We start from the raw sequence: 1,250 nt of genomic DNA, 5'->3' as shown, positions 1-1,250 counted from the left end.
TGATATTCCGAGGTTACAGTGAGTAAACGACTACTCAAGTCAGGCATGATCGTCAGTGCTATGACATTAATTTCCCGCGTTCTGGGTTTAGTTCGCGATGTTGTAGTGGCAAATTTAATGGGGGCAGGAGCAAGCGCAGACGTCTTTTTCTTCGCCAACAAAATTCCGAATTTCTTACGACGTTTGTTTGCTGAAGGGGCTTTTTCTCAAGCGTTTGTCCCTGTTTTAACGGAGAATCACGCTCAAGGTGATATGGACAAAACACGCGAGTTGATTGCTCGTGCTGCCGGTACGTTAGGGGTTATAGTCTCTATTGTTACCGTGCTGGGCGTGCTGGGCTCTGGTGTGGTAACCGCGCTGTTTGGTTTTGGCTGGTTTTTAGATTGGATGCATGGTGGGCCGGCCGCAGAGAAATTTGAGCTAGCCAGTCTGATGCTCAAAATTACCTTCCCTTATTTATGGTTCATCACCTTTGTTGCGCTTTCCGGAGCCATTCTTAATACACTCGGCAAGTTTGCCGTCTCCTCATTCACTCCGGTCTTTTTGAATGTCATGATCATTCTGGCGGCTTGGTTTATCTCGCCACAGATGTCTCAACCGGAAATCGGTCTGGCTATCGGTGTGTTTTTAGGTGGTTTGGTTCAGTTCTTATTCCAAATTCCTTTCCTTATTAAAGCGGGCGTGATGGTTAAGCCTAAGTGGGGGTGGCGCGATCCTGGGGTGGTAAAAATCCGCACGTTGATGATTCCCGCTTTGTTTGGCGTCTCTGTCAGTCAAATCAACCTGCTATTTGATACTTTTATTGCCAGCTTTCTACAAACTGGCTCAATCAGCTGGTTGTATTATTCCGATCGTTTGTTGGAGTTCCCGCTGGGGCTGTTTGGTATTGCGATTGCGACGGTGATTTTGCCTGCGCTGTCTCGTAAACATGTGGACTCGCAGAGCGAAGGTTTTGCACATACCATGGATTGGGGCGTTCGCATGGTAACGCTGCTCGGGATTCCGGCGATGTTGGGTTTGATGGCGTTGGCGAAGCCGATGTTGATGGTGCTATTTATGCGCGGTGAGTTCTCTCCACAAGATGTGCACCAAGCGTCTCTGTCGTTGCTCGCTTACGCATCTGGACTATTGAATTTCATGTTAATTAAAGTGTTGGCGCCAGGCTATTACTCACGTCAAGACACAAAAACGCCAGTGAAATACGGCATCATCGCGATGGTGACTAACATGGTGTTCAACGCAATTTTCGC

At 47.9% G+C, this 1,250-nt stretch carries 1 protein-coding gene; it reads left to right on the top strand.

All coding sequences use genetic code 11. From position 1 onward, the window contains the following. Positions 1-18 precede the first annotated feature (18 nt). Positions 19-1,250, top strand: a 1,232-nt coding sequence (gene murJ / locus R7Q38_RS23825; protein WP_318114527.1) for a murein biosynthesis integral membrane protein MurJ, incomplete at its 3' end; no start/stop codon positions are given.

Source organism: Vibrio sp. Vb0598, from assembly GCF_033338935.1.
In the GTDB taxonomy this organism is placed as follows: Bacteria; Pseudomonadota; Gammaproteobacteria; order Enterobacterales; family Vibrionaceae; genus Vibrio; species Vibrio alginolyticus.
This window is presented reverse-complemented; position numbering and strand designations above follow the sequence as displayed.